The following is a 20,948-nucleotide window of genomic DNA, read 5'->3' on the forward strand; positions in this document are numbered from 1 at the left end:
GCGGGACGAGCGGCAGGAGACCGGCGAGCAGGCACCCCTAGGACACCCCGAGGCGCGAGATGACTCCGAGGTCCTCGCGCGTCCACCAGCGGCCGTTCTCGCGGCGCTCCTGCGGGCTCGCGTAGCGGTACTCGCAGCACCGCACCCGCACCGCGGTGGGAGCGACCCCGTCGAAGGGGTCCACGCGCAGCAGGCGCCGGATCGCGGGGTCCCCGTCATGGATCCGCTCCAGCAGCGCCACGAACCAGTCCTGGGCTCCGGGACGCAGCGCGAGGAACCACATCTGCCAGTCCAGCCGCCGGTGGTATGGCGCGATCTGACGGGGGCGGCGGCAGGGGTCGCCGGGCTTGCCGCGGAACTCGTAGGGCCGCCACTCCCCCTCCCCCGCCGCCGCGGGATCCTCGGCGAGGGTCCCCTCGATGATCAGCTCGAGCCGCCGCCGCGTCATGGAGCCGAAGGCGCCGTAGGCATTGACGAGGTGGAAGCGGTTGAAGCTCGCGTTCATCAGCTGGTGCGAGGAGAAGAGATTCCGCAGCGGCTTCCCGCTGAGCACGATCAGGACCGCCGTCACCAGGAGGATCAGCAGATGCCACCACAGCGGGCTCGGGTCGCCCGCGGCCGCCGGTGCGCCGGCGAGCGGACCGGGCACGGGACCGCCCGCGATCCAGCGTAGGAAGGAGTCGCTGATCGCGGAGAAGGCGATGAGGATGGTCAGCCAGTTCAACCAGGCGTAGTTGCCCGTGGCCACGAGGTACAGCTGGCTGAGGATCACCGCGCAGGCGGCGAGGGAGGCGACCGGCTGCGGGAGCAGCACCAGCCAGATCACGCCGAGCTGGACGGCATGGCTGCCCAGCACCTCCACCCGGTGCCACCAGCGCGGCGCACGATGCGCGAGGGCGCTGAGCGGACCGGGCATCGGCTGCGTGAGGTGGTGGTGATCCATCGCGGTGAGATCCCGCCAGGCGGGGTCGCCGCGCATCTTGATCATCCCGGCCCCGAACTCGAGGCGCAGCAGCATCCAGCGCAGGAACAGCAGCACCAGCATCGGCGGCGCGACCGCGTGGGAGCCCAGGAAGCCGACCACGAACCCGCACTCGAGCAGCATCGACTCCCAGCCGTAGCCGTAGAAGATCCGCCCCACGGAGTGGATCGACAGGTACATCACCCACATCACCCCGAACACCGCGATCATGGTCCAGGCCGGTCCCCGCTGCGGCAGGCCCAGGACCACGAGCGCACCGAGCACGATGCCCAGCAGGCACATCGCCCGCAGCAGGGAGTCGCTGTAGGGGGTCGCGCGCCAGTGGAACAGGCTCGGTGCCCGGCGGGAGGCGGGGCGGGCGAGGAACTCGGGAGCCGGCAGCAGGCCCCGCTCCCCCAGCAGCGCCGGGAACTGGTGCAGCGTCGAGGTGAAGGCGAGCACGAAGACGGCGGCGACGCCGCGCTGGATGACCTCGCGCGCGATCGTGTAGTCGTGCCCGTCCAGCAGGGCGAGCCAGGCCGTCGCATCCATCGCGGTCACCTTCCCGGATCCGTCCCTGACGATGATGCGCCGCGCGCGGCGATCTGTCACGGGCGGCGCTCACGGCACCGGCGCACCGCGGCGTCCCCGGGCGCGGACGAGGGCCTCGGCCCAGTGGGCCGGATCCACGTCGCGCGGCAGCGCCTGCGGGCGGTAGCCGTGCTCGCGGCAGAAGGAGCGCGCACGCTCCGCGCTCAGCCCGCCGCTGCGGCGGAGGATCTGCTCGAGACCCCGACCCCGTCCCGTGAAGATGCGCCGCACCAGGTCCTGGTAGGCGCGCCGGTCGGCGTCGGCCACCAGCGGCGCGGCGCGGCGGTGGATCCGCAGGAGCCCGGAGTCGACCCCGGGGCGCGGCCGGAAGGCCGCGGCGGGGATGCGCGTCTCCAGGCGGACCTCGTACCAGGGCCACCACTGCGCGGTCATCAGCGTCGACCCGCCCACGCCGGCGCGCTTGCGGGCCACCTCCCACTGGGTGATCAGCACGGCGTCGGTCCATCCGCCGGTGCGGAGGAGGTGCCGCAGCGCCGGAGTGGTCAGGTGGAACGGCAGGTTGGCGACCAGGGTGGACTCCGAGGGCGGCACGTGCGCCAGGAGGTCGCCGTGGGTCACGGTGACGCGGGCACCGGTCCGCCCCGGGAGCCGACGGGTCAGGCGGCGCACCGCCCGCTCGTCGATCTCGACGGCCTCGAGCGGCCGCCCGAGCGCGGCGAGCGGAAGGGTGAGGGCGCCGTCGCCGGCACCCCATTCGACGACGGGCCCGTCCGTGCGGGCGACGAGCGCGACGACGCGGTCGATGACGTGGGGATCGTGGAGGTGGTTCTGACCCAGCTCATGGGGTCCGGGGTGGTGTCGGGACACGGTGGCTCCTCGGGCAGGCGGGAGCCGGGCAGCACGAAGCGCCGCCCGGCGGTGGACCGGGGGCGGCGCGGAGTCGAGTACGGAAGGGGACCCGCGCCGTCAGGGGCGGCGGATCCGGACGACGATCGAGGCGTTCATGAGTCCCATGCCCCCGAGGCTACGGAGAGCCCTCAGCGGCGGCAACGCTTTTTCCGCGTCACAGCAGGTGACCGGCCAGCACGGTGCCGGCCCACCAGCTGCAGCCGGCGAGGACGAGCAGGTGGCTGAGGATCCAGGCCCAGCTGGGCACGGGGCTGAGCTGCGCGAGCTGCTGCGGGTCGTCGGAGCGCCGCCCGCCGGTCATCACCGCCGCCACGTGCCGCCACGCGCCGAGCAGGAGGAACACCCCGGCGGCGAGGGTGAGCAGGGTGATCAGCGCGGCCCCGCCGAACCACCACAGAGCGCCCACCGCGGCGGCGGTGAGCAGCACGACCAGCAGGGTGTGCACCGAGCGGGTGAAGACGAGGGAGAGCAGCAGGATCACGAGCGCGGCGAACAGGGCGGTGCGCGCCCAGCCCAGCAGTGCGAGCTGGACCAGCACGGCGCCGAGCAGGGCGGGCGCGGGATAGCCGGCCCAGGTGGCGGCGATGCGCCCGGCGCCGCGACGGGGACCCACGGTCACGGCGTGCCCGGACATGTCGGCGCTGACCACGAACCCCGTGAACCGACGGCCCACCAGGATGCCCACGCCGGCGTGGCCCAGCTCGTGGACGATGGTCACCGCCGGCCGGGCCGCGCGCCACAGCAGCGGCACCACCACGACCAGGAGCGCCGCGGCGATCGCGAGCAGGATCCACCAGCCGGCCGCGGGGACGGGCCCCGGGGCGATGCGCTCGACGACGGCGCGGACGATGCTCTGCGGATCCATGCCGACATGGTGGCACCGCCTCCCCGGTGCGGGCTGGGAGCCGGGGCCGCTGTGCCACACTGTCCGAATCCGTCGACGACGACCTCAGGAACCAGGTGTGCCGCGATGCCGGAGATCGACCCTGCCCTCGCCCGCTGGATCACCGCCCCGGGTGAGGATCCCCAGAATCCGCTGCTCCGCACGACCTTCACCCTGCCCGCCCCGCCGGTCTCCGCCCGGCTCCTGGTCACGGGCCTGGGGGCCTTCCGCGCCTTCGTCAACGCCCGCCCCTACCGCTCCTCGCGCCTGGACCCGGGGCTCACCGATCCCCGGCTCCGGGTGCCGGTCTGCGAGGCGGACGTCTCCGCCCTGCTCACCAGCGGGACGAACGTGCTGGGGATCGCCCTGGGCCGGGGGTTCCACGCCCTGACCACCCCGACCGTCTGGCGCTGGGAGCAGGCCCCATGGCGCGGTCCGGTGCGCGCCTGGGCGCATCTGCGGATCGATCTCGCCGACGGCTCCTCGCGCGCGATCGCCACCGACGCGGACTGGCGCACGGCCCCGGGCCCGATCACCACCGACTCGATGTACGAGGGCGAGACGTTCGCGGGCGGGACCGACCCCGAGGCCTGGCTGCGGCCGGAGTTCGACGACTCCGCCTGGGACCCGGTGCTGGTCGAGGCGCCGGGCTCCGGCCGGCGCCGCGCGGCCCCCGCCCCCGCGCCGCGGATGCAGCTCCAGGTCCAGGAACCGGTCGTGGTCCGCGCGGAGATCACCCCGCGCGTGGTCGCCGACCACGGGCGGCGCCGGGTGCTGGACATGGGCCGGGTCATCGCCGGCTGGTGCCGGTACCGGCTGCGCGGCGGGGAGGAGATCGAGTTCTCCGCCGTGCACGGCGAGAAGCTGCGCGCGGACGGCACCGTCGACGCCGACAACGAGCACGTGCTCGCTCCGCGCTTCCAGGAGGACCGGGTGCGCCTGGAGCCCGCCGCCCCCTGCTTCGAGCCGCAGTTCAGCTACAAGGGGTTCCGTTACGTCGAGCTCGAGGCACGGCGCGGCTCCCTCGAGGACCTTCAGGTCACGGGACTGCTCGCCCATGCGGATCTCACCACCGCCTCCACGCTGAGCAGCTCCTCGGAGTACCTCGAGCGCTTCGACGGGGCGATGCGCGCCTCGCTCGCCAACAACATGCACCACGTGCCCACGGACACGCCGATGCACGAGAAGAACGGCTGGACCGGCGATGCGCTGACCTCGCTCGCGGCGATGACGACGAGCTTCGACCTGCGCCGGATGCTGCGCAAGTGGCTCGCGGACCAGGTCGACGCGCAGCGCCCGGACGGGTCGCTGCCGGTGATCGCCCCCACCCCCGGCTGGGGCTACGAGGAGCTGTCCCCCGCCCCCGAGTGGACCACCCTGCTGCCGGTGCTGCTCGACGAGCTCGCCACCGAGTACGGGGAGACGGAGCACGTGCTCGAGCACGGCCCCGCGGCCGCCCGGTATCTCGCCTACGAGCTGGGCCGACGCGACGAGGACGGGGTGATCTCCGGCGTGCTGGGCGACTACCTGTCCCCGGGGTCCCCGGGACCGGCTCCCGAGGACGGGCGCCTCACGGCCACCCTGTTCGTCGCCCGGGCCCTGCGCGCCCTCGCCCACGCCCACGAGCTCGCCGGGACCGTCGAGGACCTGCCCTCCCCCGCCGCCCTGCGCGCCGACGCCGCCGCGCTCGAGGCCGCCGTCAACGAGGTCTTCCTCGACCCGCAGCTCGGCCTCTACCGCGATCCGGGCACCGAGATCTTCCGTCAGACCAGCAACGTGGTGCCGCTGGCCTTCGGGATCGTGCCCGAGGAGCAGGTGCAGTCCGTCCTCGCGCACCTGGTCGCCGACGTCACCGCCCGCGGTGACCACCACGACTGCGGACACATCGGGGTGCGGTACCTGCTGCCCGTGCTCTCGCAGCACGGCCACGGCGACCTCGCCCTGCGGGTGCTCGAGAATCCCACCGCTCCGGGCTGGCGGGCGTGGCTGGACGCCGGCCACTCGACGTTCATGGAGATGTGGGAGGACCCGCGCTCCTGCTCGCACTACTTCATGGGGACCCCGGCGACCTGGATCCACGAGCACGTGGCCGGGCTGCGGCGCGGCCCGGACGGCTGGGGCGAGTTCCTCGTCGCCCCCGACCCGGACGTGCCCGTGGGGCGCATCGAGATCGCCCGCGCCACCGAGCACGGGGAGATCCTGCTCGAGGTGGACCGGGACGCGGCGACGGTCACGCTCGAGGTTCCCGAGGGGGCGCGTGCCCGGGTGCTGCTGCCGGGCCGGGAGGAGCTGCTGGAGGCCGGGCTGCACACCGTGACCTGGTGAGGGCGCCCTGCGGGGGGCAGCACGACGCCCGCCGGTCCCGGCGTGAGCCGGGGCCGACGGGCGTCGGGGTCATGACCGGGATCCGCGGAGCGGATCAGCCGGCCTCGAGGTCGATCGGAGGATCGACCGGAGCGCTCAGATGGCGCGGATGTTCACTGCCTGCATGCCCTTGGGGCCGCGCTCGGTCTCGAACTCCACGCGCTGGTTCTCCTCGAGGTCGCGACGACCGGTGCCGACGATGGCGCTGAAGTGCGCGAACACATCGGCGGAGCCGTCCTCGGGGGCGATGAAGCCGTAGCCCTTGTCGGAGTTGAACCAGGTGACGATGCCAGTAGCCATGGCGATATTCCTTCGTAGTCGTGAGTCACGGGTGTGACCCGGGTATCCGTGGCGACGACGCCGCCCCGGACGGGTCGCACCCCAGGCGTGGCAAGGACCCATGTGGTCCTCGCTGCCGGATCGGGGTGCGGGTGCGGCCGCGAGGGCCGCCTGAACCGCGGCCGACGACAGGACGTCGCCGGTGCGGTCGGGTGAGGGCCCGAGGGCCGGGTGGGCCGAGGCGCCAGCAGGGCTGCTGACGGCATGGCCGGGGAGCTCTCCGGCGAGCACGGCGACGCGGACGTCAGCATCGGCTCGGAGCCGGGAGAGGTGGGGATGCGCGGCGTGATCCCGGGGTGCGGGAGACGGCGCGGTGGTGAGGGGGGAGACGGGGTCGTCGACAGGCGTGGGCTGTGCGGAGGAGGTGATGAAGTCCCTGTTTCGTCGGAAGTGCGGGGTGACCGTCGACGGTCACCTCCGAGGAGGCTTCCAGCGCCGTGCGTGTCCTCCGCGCTCCATCCCGTGGGGAGGGGCGGTGCGGACGACTCTCGAAGCCTACGGCATCGGCGGGGATGCTGGGGCCGCGGTGTGACCCAGCGGACCCTCGGCACCCCGAGGACGGCACTGCTCACCCCTCCCACCGGACGTCCTGCGCCTGCTTGTCGGGGCGCCAGCCGCGCCAGACCGGATGGCGCAGGCGACCGCTCTCGGTGCGCTCGCCGTACCGCACCTCGCCGACCAGGTCCGCCCGGACCCACTCCGCGTCACGGCGCTCCGGGGCGGGGACGTCCCGGACCGGCGGCGTCTTCCGGGAGCGCGAGCGGAGCCGGGTGGTGATCTGCTCGAGATCACGCTCGCTGAAGCCGGTCCCGACCCTGCCCGCGTACCGCAGGACGCCGTCCTCGTCGGGGACCGCGAGCAGCAGGGAGCCGAGCGTGCCGGCGCGCTCACCCCGGCCGTGCCGCCATCCGACGACCACCACCTCCTGGTGGCGGGAGTTCTTGATCTTGATCCAGGTGCGGGAGCGCCTGCCCGGCTGGTAGACGCCGGACTCGGTCTTGGCCAGCACGCCCTCGAGCTGCAGCTCCTGCGACAGCTCGATGGCATGGTCCACGTCGCCGTGGTCGGCGTGGGGCAGATGCACGTGCGCGGTGGACTCCACGACCTCGAAGAGCGCGTCGCGGCGCTCCCGGTAGGGCGTGCGCAGCAGCGAGTCACCCCCGCGCTTGAGTAGGTCGAAGACCATCAGATGCACCTCCACGTCCTGCCGGGCGCGCTCGACGTCGCGCTCGCGGCTCAGGCCCAGCCGCTGCTGGAGGCGCGAGAAGGAGGGACGGTCCTGCGCATCGAGGGCGACGATCTCGCCGTCGAGCACCACCTCCCCGGCGGCGAGGACCTCCGGGTCGACCGCCTCGTGCAGTTCTCGGAGCTCAGGGAACGCGGCGGTCGTGTCGTTCCCGTTCCTGCTGGTCACGCGGATCTCCTCCGTGGTGAGGGCGACGATCGCGCGGACGCCGTCCCACTTCATCTCGACGGCCCACTCGTCCTGGTCGCGGATGTCCTCGCGGCGGCCGAGAGTGGCCAGCATCGGGGAGATCGGCTCGCCGAGCGCCGGCGGGCGCGAGGTCACCTCGGCCTCCGGCTGCTCCTTCATCAGGTGCAGCAGCCAGTTCGAGGCGGCCTTCTCCCGCGCCGCGGCGGAACGGCGCTCCTCCCCCATGCCGCCGGTGCGGATGAACGCGTAGCGGCGCGGGATCCCGCCCAGGCCGCCGTCCTCGCGGCCGTGGCAGACGACGATCACCTCCTCGCCCTCGCGCCATCTCTCGACCTCGATCGTGCCGGTGTCCCACAGCGCCACCTCGCCCCCGCCGTACTCGCCCCGCGGGATGGTGCCCTCGAAGGTCCCGTACTCCAGAGGATGGTCCTCGGTCTGCACGGCGAGGCGGTTCACGTCGACCTCGAGCGGCGGTCCCTTCGGCACCGCCCAGGAGACCAGCACGCCCTCGTGCTCGAGGCGGACGTCCCAGTGCCGGCGCGAGGCGTGGTGCTCCTGGATGACGAACATCGGCGCCTCCGCCGCGCGCGCCTCCTGCGCGGCCGCCGGGCCGACTCCCGGCTCGGGCGTCCGCTCGGGATCCCGCTTGGAGCGGTAGACCTCGAGCCGGTCACGGTCCTGCCCCGCCCCTCCGGCGCCGGTCCCCGGGAGGCCGAGCGGGGCGATCGGGTCCGTCCCGGCCTCGACCCGCTCGAGGACCTCGGTGAACTCGAGCTGGGCGAGGTCCGCGTCCTCGATCTCCTCCCAGGTCCGCGGCGCGGCGACGGTGGGTCGCAGCCGCCCGCGCAGGGAGTAGGGGCAGACGGTGGTCTTGTGACCGTTGTTCTGCGACCAGTCCACGAGCACCTTGCCGGTGCGCTTGGTCCTCCGCTGCTCGCTGACGACGTCCTCGGGGTGGTCGGCCTCCAGCGCACGGGCGAGCTCATGGGTCACCTCGCCGATCTCCTCGGCGGTCGCCGTGCCGTCCAGCGGGGCATAGAGGTGGATGCCCTTGGAGCCCGAGGTCACCGGATAGGTGTCCAGCTCCATGTCCGCGAGGATCTCCCGGCACCACACCGCCACCCGGGCGCACTCCTCGAGCCCCGCGCCCTCACCGGGGTCGAGGTCCAGCACCAGGCGATCGGGGGTCGACGGCTCGAGCTCCTCGTCGAAGCGCCACTGCGGGGTGTGGATCTCGAGCGCAGCGAGCTGGGCGAGCCAGACCAGCACCGCGGTCTCGTCGACCGATGGGTAGGTCGAGGTGCTCTCGCGGTGCTCGATCTCCGCGCGGGGCACCCACGAGGGCGCCGATCCCTCGAGGTCCTTGCGGAAGAAGACCGTGCCGGGGCTCTCCTCGGTGCCGACCCCGTCCACCCAGCGCTTGCGCGTCGCGGGTCGCCGCGTGGCCTGCGGGATCATCACGGGCGCGATGCGGCGGTAGTAGTCGATCACCTCGCCCTTGGTGGTGCCCGTGGACGGGTAGAGCACCTTGTCGAGGTTCGACAGCGTCAGCGTGCGGCCGTCGATCTCCACCTTCTGCTCGCCGGTAGCCATGGCACCACCATGCTCCCCTCCGGCCGATCCGTCACCCCTGCACGGGGGACCGACCGATCGTCCCTGGCGCGCCCCGACGTCGCATGGTGTCATGGAGCATGCGCGCGATATGGAGCGGTGAGATCAGCTTCGGGCTCGTGAACGTGCCGGTGAAGCTCTACGGAGCCACCCGCTCGCACGACCTCTCCTTCCACCAGGTCCACGACGAGGACCACGGCCGGATCCGGTACGAGCGCCACTGCGAGGTGTGCGGCCGGGAGGTCGACTACGACCACATCGACAAGGCGTACGACGACGGCGACAAGACCGTCGTCCTCACCGACGAGGAGCTCGACGCGCTGCCCGCCGAGGACAACGACGAGATCGACGTCGTGCAGTTCGTGCCCGACGAGCAGATCGACCCGATCCTGCTGGGGACCTCGTACTTCCTCGAGCCCGTCGGCCGGTCCTCCAAGGCGTACGTGCTGCTGCGCAGGACGCTCGCCGACACCGAGCGCACCGCCGTCGTCACCTTCACGCTGCGCACCAAGACCCGCCTGGGCGTCCTGCGCATCCACGGGGACCTGCTGGCTCTGCAGACCCTGCGCTGGCCCACCGACCTCAGGGAGGTCGACTTCGCGCCGTCGCGGACGAGGATCAGCACGAAGGAGCTGACGATGGCCTCCGCGCTGGTGGACCAGTTCAGCGGCGACTTCGAGCCCGAGCAGTTCACCGACGAGTACCAGGAGCAGCTCCGGGAGCTGGTCGACGCCAAGCTCGAGCAGGGCGAGTCCGTCGACACCGACGAGACCTTCGGCACGGAGCGTGCGGCAGGGGATCCCGGGGGCGACGGCAAGGTGGTCAGCCTGATGGACGCCCTCGAGCGCAGCCTCGAGAAGCGGCGGGGATCCAGCGGCGGATCGACGTCGAAGAAGACCTCGTCGTCGAAGAAGTCCTCGCGGTCCGCGTGAAGCGCTCGTCTCAGCCCCTCGCCCGGCGCTCCCGTCCCAGCCGCTCCCACGCGAGAGTGGCCAGCAGCAGAGCCTGATCGGCGAGGATCGAGTCGTCGAAGACGGCGCGCGGCGAATGGTTCGAGGGCGGCAGGGCGGCCGGATCGAGGTCCCTCGCGGCGCCCACGTACCCGTAGGCACCCGGGATCTGCGCGAGCACCAGGGAGAAGTCCTCGGAGCCGGCGCGGGGATGCTCGAGCTCACGGCTGCGATCCTCCCCGAACAGGCGTCGCGCGGCCCCGGCGAACGCCGCGGCCTCGTCCGCGTCGTTGACCGTCGGCGGCATGAGGGTGCGCATCGTCGCCCGCACCACCAGCCCGTGGGCGCGGCCGAGCGCAGTGACCAGCTCCGGCAGGTCCGCGACCAGGCGATCGGTCGTGGCCGCGCTGAAGGAGCGGACCCCGGCGCGGAAGTGCGCGGCCTCGGGGATGATGTTCGGCGCGCTGCCGGCATGGATCTCGCCGACGGTCAGCACCACCGGGTCGAAGGCGCTGTAGCGGCGGGCGACGTGGGTGTAGAGCGCGGAGATCATCTCCGCGGTGGCGGGCACCGGATCGAGAGCCTCGTGGGGGCGGGATCCATGACCGCCGCGCCCGATCACCTGCACGTCGAGCACGGAGTAACCGGCCATCAGGGTGCCGGGCCGGGTGGTGACCACGCCGGAGGGCATGTCCGCGGCGACGTGCACGCCGTAGGCGGCCACGGGCCGGGAGCCGGCCGCCTCGAGCAGCCCCTCGCGCAGCATGATCGCGGCCCCGTCGTGCCCCTCCTCCCCCGGCTGGAACATCAGCAGCACGTCCCCGGGCAGCTCCTCCCGCCGCGCCGCGAGCAGCCGGGCCGCGCCCACCAGTCCCGCCATGTGCAGGTCATGGCCGCAGGCGTGCATCGCCCCGGTGGTCGCGGCGAAGGGCAGGCCGGTCTCCTCCACCAGCGGGAGGGCGTCCATGTCCGCGCGCAGGAGCACCACCGGGCCGGGACGTCCGCCGCGCAGCACCGCGACCAGGGACCCTGCCGCCTCGCCGAGGGTGATCTCGAGGCCCAGCCCCTCGAGCGCCTCGAGCACCAGCTGCCGGGTCAGCGGCAGGTGCAGGCCGATCTCGGGGACGGCGTGGAGACGCCGGCGCAGGTCCACCAGCTCGGTGAGGAAGCGGTCGTCGCCGGGGGCGAGCTCGGCCATGAGGGGTCCTTTCCGGGGCGCGGGGCGGGTGCCGGCCCGTCCTGCGTACCGTAGGCCATCCGCTCCGGGGCGCTCTGGCGGGACGGGGTGGAGGTCGCGGTCCCGAGCAGGCAGGATGGGGCACGTCGCATCGACCCCCACCGCTGAGGAGCTCTCATGACCGTCGTCGTCACCGCCGTCTTCCACCCCAAGCCCGGCCGCAAGCAGGAGCTCGCCGAGGCCATGCAGCGCGGCATCGCCGCCGTCCACGGCGAGCAGGGCTGCGAGCTCTACGCGATCCACGACGCCGAGGACGGCACCATCACCATGCTCGAGAAGTGGACCTCGGTGGAGGACCTCGACGCCCACGGCGGCGGCGATCCGGTGAAGCTCCTCAACGAGGACATCGGCGAGCTCGTCGAGAAGCCGACCGAGGTCACCCGCATGACCCCGATCCCCGCCGGCACGGAGGCCCAGGGCCTGCTGTGAGCTGAGCGGACCGAGGACCGCCGGACCGTCCGCACCACCCGTCTCACCCCTCCAGGAGAACACCATGGATGCCCTCTACACCGCCGAAGCACTCTCGACCGGAGCCGGCCGCGACGGCCGCGTCACCACGCCGGACGGCCGCCTCGACCTGACCATGGCCCCGCCGACGGAGATGGGCGGATCCGGCGAGGGAGCGAACCCCGAGCTCCTCTTCGCCGCCGGCTACGCGGCGTGCTTCCACTCCGCCCTGCACGGCGTGGCCCGCTCCCGGAAGGTCGAGATCGCCGATTCGAGCGTCGGCGGCCGGGTCCAGATCGGCCCGAACGGCGAGGGCGGGTACCAGCTCGCCGTCCAGCTCGAGGTGGTCCTGCCCGGGCTCCCCCCGGAGCAGGCCCAGGAGCTCGCCGATGCCGCCCACCAGGTGTGCCCGTACTCCAACGCCACCCGCGGCAACATCGAGGTCCTCGTCACCGTCTCCGACGACTGAGAGCTCGGTTCACAGCCCCAGCTCGTCGAGGATCGGCAGGGCGGCGCGCACGGCGCCGGCGGCCTCCTCGGCGGTGCGGGCGGTGACCGCCCGATCGGCCAGCTCCCGGGCCCGATCCAGGGTCACCTCCGCCAGCACGGCAGAGACCGCGGGCAGGGAGCGGGGGGCCATCGACAGGCTGCTCGCCCCGAGACCCACCAGGACGACCGCGAGCCCCGGATCCCCGGCCGCCTCGCCGCACACGCCCACGGGCTTGGCGACCCCGGCGGCGGCGGCCGCGCTCCGCGCTCCCTCGCAGGCGGCCCGCACCAGCGCCAGCACCGCCGGCTGCCAGGCGGTGGTCAGGTGCGCGAGCGACCCCAGCTGTCGGTCGGCGGCCATCGTGTACTGGGTGAGGTCGTTGGTGCCGATCGAGAGGAAGTCGCACACCTGAAGGAGCCGGTCGGCGGTGAGCGCGGCCGCCGGCGTCTCGACCGTGACCCCGCTCGGCACCAGGCCGCGCTGCCGGCACCGCGCCGCGAAGTCCTCGGCCTCCGTGACCGTGGCGATCATCGGCGCCATCACCCAGGGGCGGCTCCCCGTGCGCTCGGCCGCGACGGCGATCGCCTCGAGCTGACGGTCCACGACCCCGGGCCGCTCCCCCGCGATGCGCCACCCGCGCACCCCGAGCGCCGGATTGGGCTCCTCGGCAGAGGGGAGGAAGGGCAGCGGCTTGTCCGCGCCGGCATCGAGCGTGCGGATCACCACCGTCCGGCCGGGGAAGTGCGCGAGGACGGCCCCGTAGGCCGCCGCCTGCTCCTCGACGCCCGGCTCCTCCGCGCGGTCCAGGAACAGCAGCTCGGTGCGCAGCAGGCCCACGCCGTCGGCGCGGGCGGCGGCGTGCGCGGCGTCGGCGGCGCCGCCGACGTTGGCCAGCAGCTCCACACGAGTGCCGTCGGCGAGGGTCCCCCTGCCGCCCCCGCCGGTCAGCGGCTGCAGCTGCCGCGCGGACCAGGCCGCGGCGCGGCGACGGTGCTCGGCGGTGACCTCGTCGGTGACGGTGCCCGCGGCGCCGTCGACGAAGACCTCCGTGCCGTCGGTGATCTCCTCGATGCCCCGCACCGCGACCACGGCAGGCAGTCCCAGCTGCCGGGCGAGGATCGCGGTGTGCGACTGCGGGCCGCCCTCCGCGGTGAGCAGTGCGAGGACCCGCTCCGGGTCCAGGGTCGCGGTGTCCGCCGGGGCGAGATCGATCGCGGTGAGCACGACGGGCCCTGTGGTCTCGGGGAGGCCGGGCGGCTGCTCGCCGCGCAGCGCGGCGACCAGGCGGGCGCGCACATCGCGCACGTCGGCGGCGCGCTCGGCCAGGGACCCGCCGAGCCCCGCGAGCGTCGCGGCGATCTCCTCGCCCGCCTCCCACACCGCGCGCTCCGGGGAGAGCCCCTCCGAGAGGACGAGGTCCTGTGCCGCCTCGAGCAGCGTGGGGTCGGCGGCCATCTGCGCGGTCGCGGCGAGGATCGCCCGTGCCTCGCCGGCGGCCTGCTGGGCCCGCCGGGTGAGGGCGTCCCGCACGGCGGAGGCCGCGGCCGGGATCCGCTCCGCCTCGCGGGCCGGATCCGCGCCCACGGCGAACCTCTCCCCGGCGGGCGGTTCCGCGACGGGCGGGCCCATCGAGGCGATCGTGCCGAGGACGCGGCCGGGGCTCGCCGGGACTCCCGTGTGCTGGGCCATGGCCGATTCCTCCTCCGCGGGGGTGCATCGCTGCTGCCGGGGTCGGGCGGAGGGTGCGGGATTCGAACCCGCGGTACGGGGTCACCGCACAATGGTTTTCAAGACCATCTCATTCGGCCGCTCTGACAACCCTCCCGGTGCCCGCAGGCACCCGCGGCAGTCTACCGGGATTCGCCGCCGGGCCGATGTGATGGGCTCCGTCATTGCGTGGACCGCTGCCGCACGGGCACACTGACCGGTACGCGGTCCCAGGACCTGGGGCAGGAAGGGCAGGGATGGCTGAGACAACCGTGTCGCCACGCACCGTGTCGCCGACACGCCGGGCGGTGCTGACCACTGCTGCGTGGACGGTGCCCGTCGTGTCGATCGCGACGGCCGCGCCCGCCCTCGCCGTCTCCGCCTGCAGCGTCGACCTCCCTCCGGCGAGCGAGGAGAACGGCTGGGTCGCCGTGTTCGACCCGGAGGACGGAATCGACCCCAGCCGCGGGGTGGCCGAGTTCGCGAACGGCGGCTACGCGCTGACCATGAACCCGGTGAGCGGTCTGACGGACGTGACGGTCACCGCCTCCAGCCCGCCCACGGAGTTCATCGCGGGGAACACGTACACCTTCACCTTCGACTTCGTCGCGTTCGGCCAGAATGCCCGCGACCTGTCCTTCGATCTGCGGGTCGACGGCGAGGCCCTTCCCGGATCGCACATCGACACGGGCACCACGAACTCCTCCGGCAGTCTCACGGCGGTCTACACACCGACGACCAGCGGGATGAAGACCGTCGAGCTCTACTTCTTCTTCGACCCCACCTCGACCTCGGCCCAGGGCGACGACATCACCATCACCGATCTCGCCGTCACCTGCGTCTGATCCGCCCGTGTCGATGCGCGCCGTGCTGATCGAGTCCGAGGACGGGGACGCCCGTCTCGTCGAGGACGCCGAGGAGTCCCTGCTCGAGGGGCCGATCGCCCTGGACGTGCTGGCCACCGGTTACAACTACAAGGACGGCATGGCGATCGCGGGCCGGGGCATCGCCCGCCGTCTCCCGCTGATCCCGGGCATCGACGTGGTGGGCCGGGTGTGCGAGGTCGCCCCGGGGACCGCGACCGACGTGCGCCCCGGCGACGTCGTCGTCCTCACCGGCGACGGGATCGGCGAGGTCCGTCACGGCGGATTCGCGACCCGCGCCCGGGTGCGACCCGACGCCCTGGTGCCCCTGCCCGCGGCCTTCTCCCCCGCGCAGGCCGCGGCGATCGGCACCGCGGGCGTCACCGCCATGCTCGCCGTGCTGCGCCTCGAGGACGGCCAGGTCGCCCCCGGCAGCGGTGACGTGCTGGTCACGGGGGCCTCCGGGGGCGCCGGGTCGATCGCCGTGGCCCTGCTGGCGGGGCGGGGGCACCGAGTGGTCGCCTCCACCGGCCGCGGCGCGGAGAACGCGGACTACCTCCGCCGCCTGGGCGCGGCGGAGATCATCGACCGCCGCGAGCTGTCCGAGGCGTCCGGGCGCCCGCTGCAGTCCCAGCGATGGGTCGGCGCGATCGACGGCGTGGGCTCGACGACGCTGGCCACGGTCCTCGCCCAGACCCATCGGGGCGGGACCGTCGCCGCCTACGGCCTCGCCCAGGGACCGGACCTGCCCACCACGGTCCTCCCCTTCATCCTGCGCGGCGTGACGCTGGCCGGTGTGGACTCCGTGGACTGCCCGCTGTCGCTGCGCGAGCGCGTCTGGGACGCCCTGTCCCGCGAGCTCGACCAGGACCTGCTGGAGGAGATGACCCTCCGGATCGGTCTGAGCGAGGCCGTGGACCACGCGCAGCGGATCCTCGCCGGCGAGGTCCGCGGCCGGACCGTGGTCGAGGTGGACCGGTAGCACCCCCGCCGCCTCGCGACTCTACGCTGAGGGCCGGACTCCCGCCGTCGCGGGGCAGCGAGGAGGGAGGGCGCCATGCCCGAGGAGCAGGAATCGTCCTTCGACCGGCACGACCGCTGGGAGGACGAGAGGGTACGCGAGCTGGTGGCCGATCACTCCTGGGCCTCGGTCCTGCCGGAGACGGACCACTACCCCGTGTGGATCCACGCCCCCGGCTCCGATCCGGCCGATGCCCGGGTCGCCCTGGAGCGCATCGCGCGGGCGAACGCCGCCGTGGACGCGACGCCCCGCCCCGAGATCGGCCTGCTGGCCACTCTGCTCAGCGGACGGCGACGCCGGGAGCATCGGGAGCAGGTCGCGCGGTGGCTGGCGCCGTACACCGTGGCCTGCGAGGCGGAGCGCTGGATCGTCCGTCCGGTCACCGAGGCGAACGACATCGCGATCGCGGCGGCGATCCTCGACGTGGATCCCGCCGCCGAGTCCACGGTCCACGACCTGCTGTGGGGCCTCGCGCACCACGACCCGGAGCAGCGCCGGGCGGAGGACTCCGCGGCATCCCGTGCGAGCAGCGCGTGGCTCGACTTCTGGGGTCCGTACGAGGAGCGCCACCCGGAGGCCTTCGATCCCGACCCCGCCCCGCAGGACTAGGCTGGCGGCACCTGCCCCGGAGCGAGAGGACCGACCGGCATGCGCGCGATCTCCATCACCGCTGACCACGATCTCGAGAGCGTCGAGATCCCCGAGCCCGTCCCCGCTCCCGGGGAGGTGCTCGTCGACGTCGTCGCCGCGGGCGTGAACCGGGCCGATCTCGCTCAGACCGCGGGCCACTATCCGCCGCCGCCCGGCGCCTCGGAGCTGCCCGGCCTCGAGGTCTCCGGACATCGACGCGACACCGGGGAGCCCGTGGTCGCTCTGCTCGCCGGCGGCGGCTACGCCGAGGTCGTCGCCGTCCCCGAGGGGCAGCTGCTGCCCGCCCCCGAGGGCCTGTCCCTGGTGGATGCGGCGGGCGTGGTCGAGGCGGCCGCCACCGTGGTCTCCAACCTCGTGCTCGAGGCCGGGCTGCGCGAGGGCGAGACGATCCTCGTCCACGGCGGCACCGGCGGCATCGGCACCGTCGCGATCCAGCTGGCGCGCCACCTGGGTGCCCGGGTGATGACCACCGTCGGCTCCGACGAGGCGATCCCGCTGGTGCGCGAGCTGGGCGCCGATCTGGCCTGGAACCGTCGCACCACCGATCTGCCCGCCGCCGTCCATGAGGCCGGCGGGGCGGACGTGATCCTCGACGTGGTGGGCGGGCCCGCGCTCGGCGACCACGTGGGGATGCTGCGGGAGACGGGTCGCCTGGTGATCATCGGAACCCTGGGCGGCGCGAGCGGCGAGCTGCCGATCGGGGCGCTCATGGCCCGGCGCGGCCGCGTCATCGGCACCACCCTGCGCAGCCGCCCGGTCGAGAACAAGCGCGCGATCCTCGAGGCGACCCGCTACGTCGCCTGGCCGCTGCTGGCCGAGCACGTGCTGCAGATCCCGATCCACGCCCGGATCCCGCTGGAGCGGGCCGCGGAGGCGCACGCGATCCTCCGCGAGGGCGGGCACGTGGGCAAGGTGGTGCTCGAGGTCGCCCCCGGCGCCGCCCGCGGACGCCGGCGGCGCGGGGCGTCGTGAGCGATCAGGGCCGCGGGTCCTCGATCTCGCTCGCCCCGGGCAGCACCTGCATCATCGCCTCCCAGGCGGTGATCGAGGGCGCCGGGACCAGCTCGAGGCTCTCGCCGTCCTGCACCAGCACGAAGTACGCCTCCCCCGCCCGGAGGTAGACCGCGAGGTCCTCGGTCGCCCTCCCGTCGGTGGCGGTCCAGCTGCAGTGGGAGCGGACCAGCTGCCAGGAGGCGTCCGCCTCCGCGGGGTCCACCAGCTCGCCCAGCTGCGCGCGGATCTGCTCCCAGGCGCCGGTCCTCTCCGTCGCGTCGTCCGAGGCCAGCGCCTGGATCTGCGGGGCTTCCACGGCCACGGCAGGCGCGCCGTCGGCAGGCGGCCGTCCCGGACGGAAGCCCACCAGGCGCGTGATCGCCCCGGGCAGCACCTGGAACGGCGAGGGGGCGAGCTCCGCGAGATCGCTCCCTGCCGTGCTCCAGCGCACCGTGACGGCGTTGACGCCGGCGTCGATGAGGTGGCGGTGGCTGCCGCCCGGACCGGAGTTGGTGACCTCGAGGGCGAGCATCGGGGTGCGCAGCGCGGTGCGCACCGCCTCGAGGATCGGATCGTCGACCGGGAGCCCGGCGGGTGGCGGGGCGTCCTCATCGCGGAGCGCGGTGCGCGCCGATCGGATCTCCTCCACCGTGCCGCGCAGGGTCCCCGAGGTCGGGTCGTACTCGATGGTCATCGGTCGTTCCCCTCACGGGTCGAGATGGCGACGGAGTCGAGGAGGTCCTCGAACAGCGCGCTGGACTCACAGTCGCGGAAGGCCATGGTGGTCAGCGAGACCGTGACCAGCAGATCGCCGCGCCGGGTGAAGACCTGGCGGTTCACGGCCGTCAGGCCGACGGGGGTGGTCTGCAGGGAGGCGCGGAACCAGCCCTCCGCCCCGGCGACCTCGAGCGGCCGGTCGTCGAGCGCGTAGAAGTCGGGCACGGAGTCGAAGGCCTGCGCGTAGACGAGGCCCTGGAGCTCCTCGAGGTCCTCGGGCACGTCCTCGCCGAGCCGCTCGATGCTCACGATCACGTTGTCCCCGAAAGGTCCGGCCTCCTCTGCGGTCATCCGGGCCACGAAGACGGGCGGTTCCTCGAGGTGGTCGGTGATCCATCCCTCGGGGACGGCGAGGGTGGCGGTGAGCTCGTCGATCCCCGGCAGGGAGACCTCGTGCGGGATGAGTGCTGTGGTCATGGGGTCGGTGCTTCCCTCGGTCGGTGCGGAGGCGGTGTGCGAGGCGGCGTCGTCATCCGAGCGCCCAGTCTACGATCGAGTCCGCGAGCCCGCCCCCGGCGATGCCGCCGACGACACCGCCGACGACACCGCCGACGACGCCGCCGATGGCCGTGCCCGGGCCCGGGAAGATCGAGCCGATCGCCGCGCCGGCGACCGCACCGCCCTTGGCACCCGCCCAGGCGCCGGCGGCGGCGCCCGCCACGTTGGCACCGGCATCGACGCCGGTGCGCGCCACCCGCTCGCCGTCGCTGATGCTGGGATCCCCGGCGTCCTCGTTCCACCGATCCACGCCGGCGAAGAGGCCGGTGAGGACGTGGCCCGCGGGGCCGAGCACCTTCCCCGCGGACCGCAGGCCGTAGGCGGAGCGCAGCCAGGGCACGAGGGCGTCCTCGCCGCCGTGCGCGAAGATCTGCGCCGCGCCCTTCATCATGTCGTCGAAGGCACCGCTCGGCGCACCCATGATGCCGGTGAGCCAGTTGCGCCAGTCGCCGAAGGCCGCCAGCGGGTTCTCCCACTCGCCGTCGAACGGGAAGATGTCCCGCAACTCCTCGCCGATCGCGTCCAGGGCGTCCGCGGCCGAAGCCCTGTCCTGCTCCTCGGCATGCTCGGACAGCTCCCGGGCGAGCTCCATGAGCCGATCGAGCGCCTGAGCGATCTGGGTCGCGCTGAGCCGCTGCCAGTCGCCGCGGAAGGTCTCGGCGTCCGCCCCCTGCCAGAAGCCGTCGATCCCCTGGATCACGCCGTCGAGCTGGCCGGTGCGCTCCTCGATCGTCCCGCGTCTGTCGGCGAGCAGCTGGGCGAAGTCCTCGCCCTGCGCCGTGTCCATCCCGTAGAACGCCATCGTCTCCCCCGTCGTCGTCGCGTCTGGGCTCCATCATCGGCCACGGGGGCGCAGGACGCGATGGGGAGTGGTCCCCATGCACGCCCGGCGGGGATCGACCCGCTGGTGAGAGGATGGGGGGCATGAGCGATCAGATGGGCATCCAGCTCCTCGTCTCCGCCGGCGTCGCCCTGCTGGGCCTCGGCTTCCTGGCCTATTCCGCCTGGGCGCGGCACGGCGGGTCCCCGGTAGCGCGACAGTGGATGGGCACCGAGTTCGGCCCTCGCACGAGGGACGAGCGGATGACGGTTCTGGGCGCGCCCATGCTGGGGGTCATGTGCCTGTGCTTCGCCGCCTCGGCGCTGCCCCTCGTCGGACCGTACCTGATGATCGCGGCGCTGCCGGTCGGAGCGCTGTGCCTCCTGCTGTTCCTCGCGTCGCTGCTGTGGTTCGTCCCCCTGCCGGACATCATCTATCCGCGGTGGGCCCGACCCCTGCGGGCCCGCAACCGCGCCGCCGAGGCGCAGATCAGGTCTGCGCTGAGGAGGCGCTGAGCAGCCGTTCCAGGACCAGCACGGTGCCGTCCTCGTAGATCGAGTCGGTGACGGTGTCCGCCACGTCCTTCACACCCTGCGGGGCCTGGCCCATCGCGACGCCGACCCCGGCCCAGGTGAGCATCTCGAGGTCGTTGAAGCCGTCGCCCACGGCGACGGTCCGCCCCGGCTCGATCCCCAGGCTCTCGCGGACCTCCTCCAGAGCGGTGGCCTTGGAGACCCCGGGCGCGGCCATGTCCAGCCAGGCCGTCCAGCCGATCGAGTACTCCACGCCGTGCACGCCGGACTCGGCGATGACCTCGGAGAACTCCTGCGGACTGAGATCCGGCACGTGCACCACCACGCGCACCGCCTCGAGCTCGAGGAGGTCGCCGAGCTCGCTCTCGACGGCCTCGACGCCGAAGCTCGCGTCCTGGAAGCCCTGGGTGGAGCGGAAGGAGCCGTCGGCCGTCTCCACCGCGTAGTGGGCGTCCGGCGCGACCTCGCGCAGGGTGCGCAGGGCGTGGCCGGGCTGGAAGGAGCGGGTGGACAGCACCCGGTAGCCGCCCTCGGCCGCGGGATCCATCTCGAGGGTGACCGCGCCGTTGGAGCAGACCGCGTAGCCGTGGGTGATCCCGGCGGCGCGGACGATCGGGACGGTGGCGCCGACGGAGCGGCCGGTCGAGATGACCACCGTGTGCTCGCGCGCCGCCTGCTGCAGGCTCTCGCGCATCGGGGCGGTCATCGCGCCGTCGTGATCGACGAGCGTGCCGTCGACGTCGAGCCCGATCAGCAGCGGCGCTCCGGCGAGGCCGTCGAGGTGCTGCTGCAGGCGGGAGCGGGTCGCCCCGCGGTCGGTGGTCGCGGTCGGCGCAGGAGAGGCGGTCATGTCGGGCAGTCTGCCAGCGCGGTCTGACGCCCGAGTGAACCGGCGGTGACGCAGAGC

The 20,948-nt window shown here is 73.6% G+C and carries 20 protein-coding genes and 1 tRNA gene; 9 read left to right on the forward strand and 12 right to left on the reverse strand.

Annotated elements, in window-relative coordinates:
- Positions 1-37: 37 nt before the first annotated feature.
- From CXH06_RS10480 to CXH06_RS10490, 3 genes are all read right to left on the reverse strand, one after another.
- Positions 38-1,513 carry a lipase maturation factor family protein gene (locus CXH06_RS10480; RefSeq protein ID WP_114855131.1) on the reverse strand — a complete coding sequence of 492 codons (1,476 nt, stop codon included), beginning with the start codon at positions 1,511-1,513 and terminating at the stop codon, positions 38-40.
- A gap of 69 nt (positions 1,514-1,582) precedes the next feature.
- Entirely contained in the window at positions 1,583-2,380 is a 798-nt protein-coding gene (erm, locus tag CXH06_RS10485) for a 23S ribosomal RNA methyltransferase Erm (protein ID WP_114855132.1), read from the reverse strand.
- Positions 2,381-2,576: 196 nt separating this feature from the next.
- Positions 2,577-3,287 (reverse strand): M50 family metallopeptidase, encoded by a 711-nt coding sequence (locus tag CXH06_RS10490; protein ID WP_114855133.1) that lies wholly within the window; start codon positions 3,285-3,287, stop codon positions 2,577-2,579.
- A gap of 105 nt (positions 3,288-3,392) precedes the next feature.
- Here CXH06_RS10490 and CXH06_RS10495 point away from each other — a divergent pair, with 105 nt between their 5' ends.
- Positions 3,393-5,630: a family 78 glycoside hydrolase catalytic domain gene (locus CXH06_RS10495; protein ID WP_198684060.1), complete on the forward strand. Its 2,238-nt coding sequence runs from the start codon at positions 3,393-3,395 to the stop codon at positions 5,628-5,630.
- A gap of 135 nt (positions 5,631-5,765) precedes the next feature.
- On the opposite strand, the gene CXH06_RS10500 is transcribed toward CXH06_RS10495, so the two are convergent.
- Positions 5,766-5,969, reverse strand: a complete 204-nt coding sequence (locus CXH06_RS10500) for a cold-shock protein (protein WP_114855135.1) — start codon at positions 5,967-5,969, stop codon at positions 5,766-5,768.
- Between the two features lie 607 nt (positions 5,970-6,576).
- Positions 6,577-9,036 carry an ATP-dependent DNA ligase gene (locus tag CXH06_RS10505; RefSeq protein ID WP_114855136.1) on the reverse strand — a complete coding sequence of 820 codons (2,460 nt, stop codon included), beginning with the start codon at positions 9,034-9,036 and terminating at the stop codon, positions 6,577-6,579.
- Positions 9,037-9,134: 98 nt separating this feature from the next.
- Between CXH06_RS10505 and CXH06_RS10510 the strand changes: the two genes are divergently transcribed.
- Complete coding sequence (locus CXH06_RS10510; protein WP_114855137.1) at positions 9,135-9,986, forward strand: Ku protein; 852 nt, start codon at positions 9,135-9,137, stop codon at positions 9,984-9,986.
- A gap of 10 nt (positions 9,987-9,996) precedes the next feature.
- Here the strand turns inward: CXH06_RS10510 and CXH06_RS10515 are convergent, their stop codons facing one another.
- A complete protein-coding gene (locus CXH06_RS10515; RefSeq protein ID WP_114855138.1) occupies positions 9,997-11,202 on the reverse strand; it encodes a M20 family metallopeptidase in 1,206 nt (401 codons plus the stop codon).
- Between the two features lie 156 nt (positions 11,203-11,358).
- On the opposite strand from CXH06_RS10515, the gene CXH06_RS10520 reads away from it, so the two are divergent.
- Both CXH06_RS10520 and CXH06_RS10525 read left to right on the forward strand, forming a co-directional pair.
- Positions 11,359-11,670: a putative quinol monooxygenase gene (locus CXH06_RS10520; protein ID WP_114855139.1), complete on the forward strand. Its 312-nt coding sequence runs from the start codon at positions 11,359-11,361 to the stop codon at positions 11,668-11,670.
- Positions 11,671-11,734: 64 nt separating this feature from the next.
- Positions 11,735-12,157: an organic hydroperoxide resistance protein gene (locus tag CXH06_RS10525; protein ID WP_114855140.1), complete on the forward strand. Its 423-nt coding sequence runs from the start codon at positions 11,735-11,737 to the stop codon at positions 12,155-12,157.
- 9 nt (positions 12,158-12,166) lie between these two features.
- Here CXH06_RS10525 and CXH06_RS10530 read toward each other — a convergent pair whose 3' ends face one another.
- Together CXH06_RS10530 and CXH06_RS10535 are read right to left on the reverse strand one after the other, a co-directional pair.
- Positions 12,167-13,867 (reverse strand): phosphoenolpyruvate--protein phosphotransferase, encoded by a 1,701-nt coding sequence (locus CXH06_RS10530; RefSeq protein ID WP_114855141.1) that lies wholly within the window; start codon positions 13,865-13,867, stop codon positions 12,167-12,169.
- Positions 13,868-13,914: 47 nt separating this feature from the next.
- Positions 13,915-14,002 (reverse strand) — tRNA-Ser (locus CXH06_RS10535).
- 224 nt (positions 14,003-14,226) lie between these two features.
- Between CXH06_RS10535 and CXH06_RS10540 the strand changes: the two genes are divergently transcribed.
- The 4 genes from CXH06_RS10540 to CXH06_RS10555 all read left to right on the forward strand — a co-directional run bounded on the left by CXH06_RS10540 (position 14,227) and on the right by CXH06_RS10555 (position 17,392).
- Positions 14,227-14,730: a hypothetical protein gene (locus CXH06_RS10540; protein ID WP_114855142.1), complete on the forward strand. Its 504-nt coding sequence runs from the start codon at positions 14,227-14,229 to the stop codon at positions 14,728-14,730.
- 13 nt (positions 14,731-14,743) lie between these two features.
- On the forward strand, positions 14,744-15,730 hold the full coding sequence (locus tag CXH06_RS10545) for an MDR family oxidoreductase (protein ID WP_114855188.1): 987 nt from the start codon (positions 14,744-14,746) through the stop codon (positions 15,728-15,730).
- A gap of 75 nt (positions 15,731-15,805) precedes the next feature.
- Entirely contained in the window at positions 15,806-16,378 is a 573-nt protein-coding gene (locus CXH06_RS10550) for a hypothetical protein (RefSeq protein WP_114855143.1), read from the forward strand.
- A gap of 39 nt (positions 16,379-16,417) precedes the next feature.
- Positions 16,418-17,392 carry an NAD(P)H-quinone oxidoreductase gene (locus CXH06_RS10555; protein ID WP_114855144.1) on the forward strand — a complete coding sequence of 325 codons (975 nt, stop codon included), beginning with the start codon at positions 16,418-16,420 and terminating at the stop codon, positions 17,390-17,392.
- A 4-nt stretch (positions 17,393-17,396) separates the two neighbouring features.
- Here the strand turns inward: CXH06_RS10555 and CXH06_RS10560 are convergent, their stop codons facing one another.
- Genes CXH06_RS10560 through CXH06_RS10570 form a run of 3 tightly spaced genes read right to left on the reverse strand, consistent with a single transcriptional unit; the run spans position 17,397 to position 19,490 of the window.
- A complete protein-coding gene (locus CXH06_RS10560; RefSeq protein WP_114855145.1) occupies positions 17,397-18,107 on the reverse strand; it encodes a hypothetical protein in 711 nt (236 codons plus the stop codon).
- Positions 18,104-18,607: a hypothetical protein gene (locus CXH06_RS10565; protein ID WP_114855146.1), complete on the reverse strand. Its 504-nt coding sequence runs from the start codon at positions 18,605-18,607 to the stop codon at positions 18,104-18,106. Before CXH06_RS10565 ends, CXH06_RS10560 begins: the two co-directional genes overlap by 4 nt.
- Before the next feature lie 52 nt (positions 18,608-18,659).
- Positions 18,660-19,490 (reverse strand): WXG100 family type VII secretion target, encoded by an 831-nt coding sequence (locus CXH06_RS10570; protein ID WP_114855147.1) that lies wholly within the window; start codon positions 19,488-19,490, stop codon positions 18,660-18,662.
- 122 nt (positions 19,491-19,612) lie between these two features.
- Between CXH06_RS10570 and CXH06_RS10575 the strand changes: the two genes are divergently transcribed.
- Positions 19,613-20,023: a hypothetical protein gene (locus CXH06_RS10575; protein WP_114855148.1), complete on the forward strand. Its 411-nt coding sequence runs from the start codon at positions 19,613-19,615 to the stop codon at positions 20,021-20,023.
- Here the strand turns inward: CXH06_RS10575 and CXH06_RS10580 are convergent.
- Entirely contained in the window at positions 19,998-20,891 is an 894-nt protein-coding gene (locus CXH06_RS10580; protein WP_114855149.1) for an HAD family hydrolase, read from the reverse strand. The two genes, CXH06_RS10575 and CXH06_RS10580, sit on opposite strands and share 26 nt — an antisense overlap.
- Between the last annotated feature and the right edge of the window lie 57 nt (positions 20,892-20,948).

The organism is Brachybacterium sp. YJGR34, assembly GCF_003347015.1.
Taxonomy (GTDB): Bacteria; Actinomycetota; Actinomycetes; order Actinomycetales; family Dermabacteraceae; genus Brachybacterium.

Bases quoted from the DNA above. Each gene is read 5' to 3' on its own strand.
- CXH06_RS10580 (WP_114855149.1), bottom strand. From the start codon at position 20,891: ATGACCGCCTCTCCTGCGCCGACCGCGACCACCGACCGCGGGGCGACC.
- CXH06_RS10520 (WP_114855139.1), top strand. From the start codon at position 11,359: ATGACCGTCGTCGTCACCGCCGTCTTCCACCCCAAGCCCGGCCGCAAG.
- CXH06_RS10525 (WP_114855140.1), top strand. From the start codon at position 11,735: ATGGATGCCCTCTACACCGCCGAAGCACTCTCGACCGGAGCCGGCCGC.
- CXH06_RS10515 (WP_114855138.1), bottom strand. From the start codon at position 11,202: ATGGCCGAGCTCGCCCCCGGCGACGACCGCTTCCTCACCGAGCTGGTG.
- CXH06_RS10560 (WP_114855145.1), bottom strand. From the start codon at position 18,107: ATGACCATCGAGTACGACCCGACCTCGGGGACCCTGCGCGGCACGGTG.
- CXH06_RS10495 (WP_198684060.1), top strand. From the start codon at position 3,393: ATGCCGGAGATCGACCCTGCCCTCGCCCGCTGGATCACCGCCCCGGGT.
- CXH06_RS10550 (WP_114855143.1), top strand. From the start codon at position 15,806: ATGCCCGAGGAGCAGGAATCGTCCTTCGACCGGCACGACCGCTGGGAG.
- CXH06_RS10480 (WP_114855131.1), bottom strand. From the start codon at position 1,513: ATGGATGCGACGGCCTGGCTCGCCCTGCTGGACGGGCACGACTACACG.
- CXH06_RS10545 (WP_114855188.1), top strand. From the start codon at position 14,744: ATGCGCGCCGTGCTGATCGAGTCCGAGGACGGGGACGCCCGTCTCGTC.
- CXH06_RS10575 (WP_114855148.1), top strand. From the start codon at position 19,613: ATGAGCGATCAGATGGGCATCCAGCTCCTCGTCTCCGCCGGCGTCGCC.
- CXH06_RS10565 (WP_114855146.1), bottom strand. From the start codon at position 18,607: ATGACCACAGCACTCATCCCGCACGAGGTCTCCCTGCCGGGGATCGAC.
- CXH06_RS10555 (WP_114855144.1), top strand. From the start codon at position 16,418: ATGCGCGCGATCTCCATCACCGCTGACCACGATCTCGAGAGCGTCGAG.
- CXH06_RS10510 (WP_114855137.1), top strand. From the start codon at position 9,135: ATGCGCGCGATATGGAGCGGTGAGATCAGCTTCGGGCTCGTGAACGTG.
- CXH06_RS10530 (WP_114855141.1), bottom strand. From the start codon at position 13,867: ATGGCCCAGCACACGGGAGTCCCGGCGAGCCCCGGCCGCGTCCTCGGC.
- CXH06_RS10570 (WP_114855147.1), bottom strand. From the start codon at position 19,490: ATGGCGTTCTACGGGATGGACACGGCGCAGGGCGAGGACTTCGCCCAG.
- CXH06_RS10490 (WP_114855133.1), bottom strand. From the start codon at position 3,287: ATGGATCCGCAGAGCATCGTCCGCGCCGTCGTCGAGCGCATCGCCCCG.
- CXH06_RS10500 (WP_114855135.1), bottom strand. From the start codon at position 5,969: ATGGCTACTGGCATCGTCACCTGGTTCAACTCCGACAAGGGCTACGGC.
- CXH06_RS10505 (WP_114855136.1), bottom strand. From the start codon at position 9,036: ATGGCTACCGGCGAGCAGAAGGTGGAGATCGACGGCCGCACGCTGACG.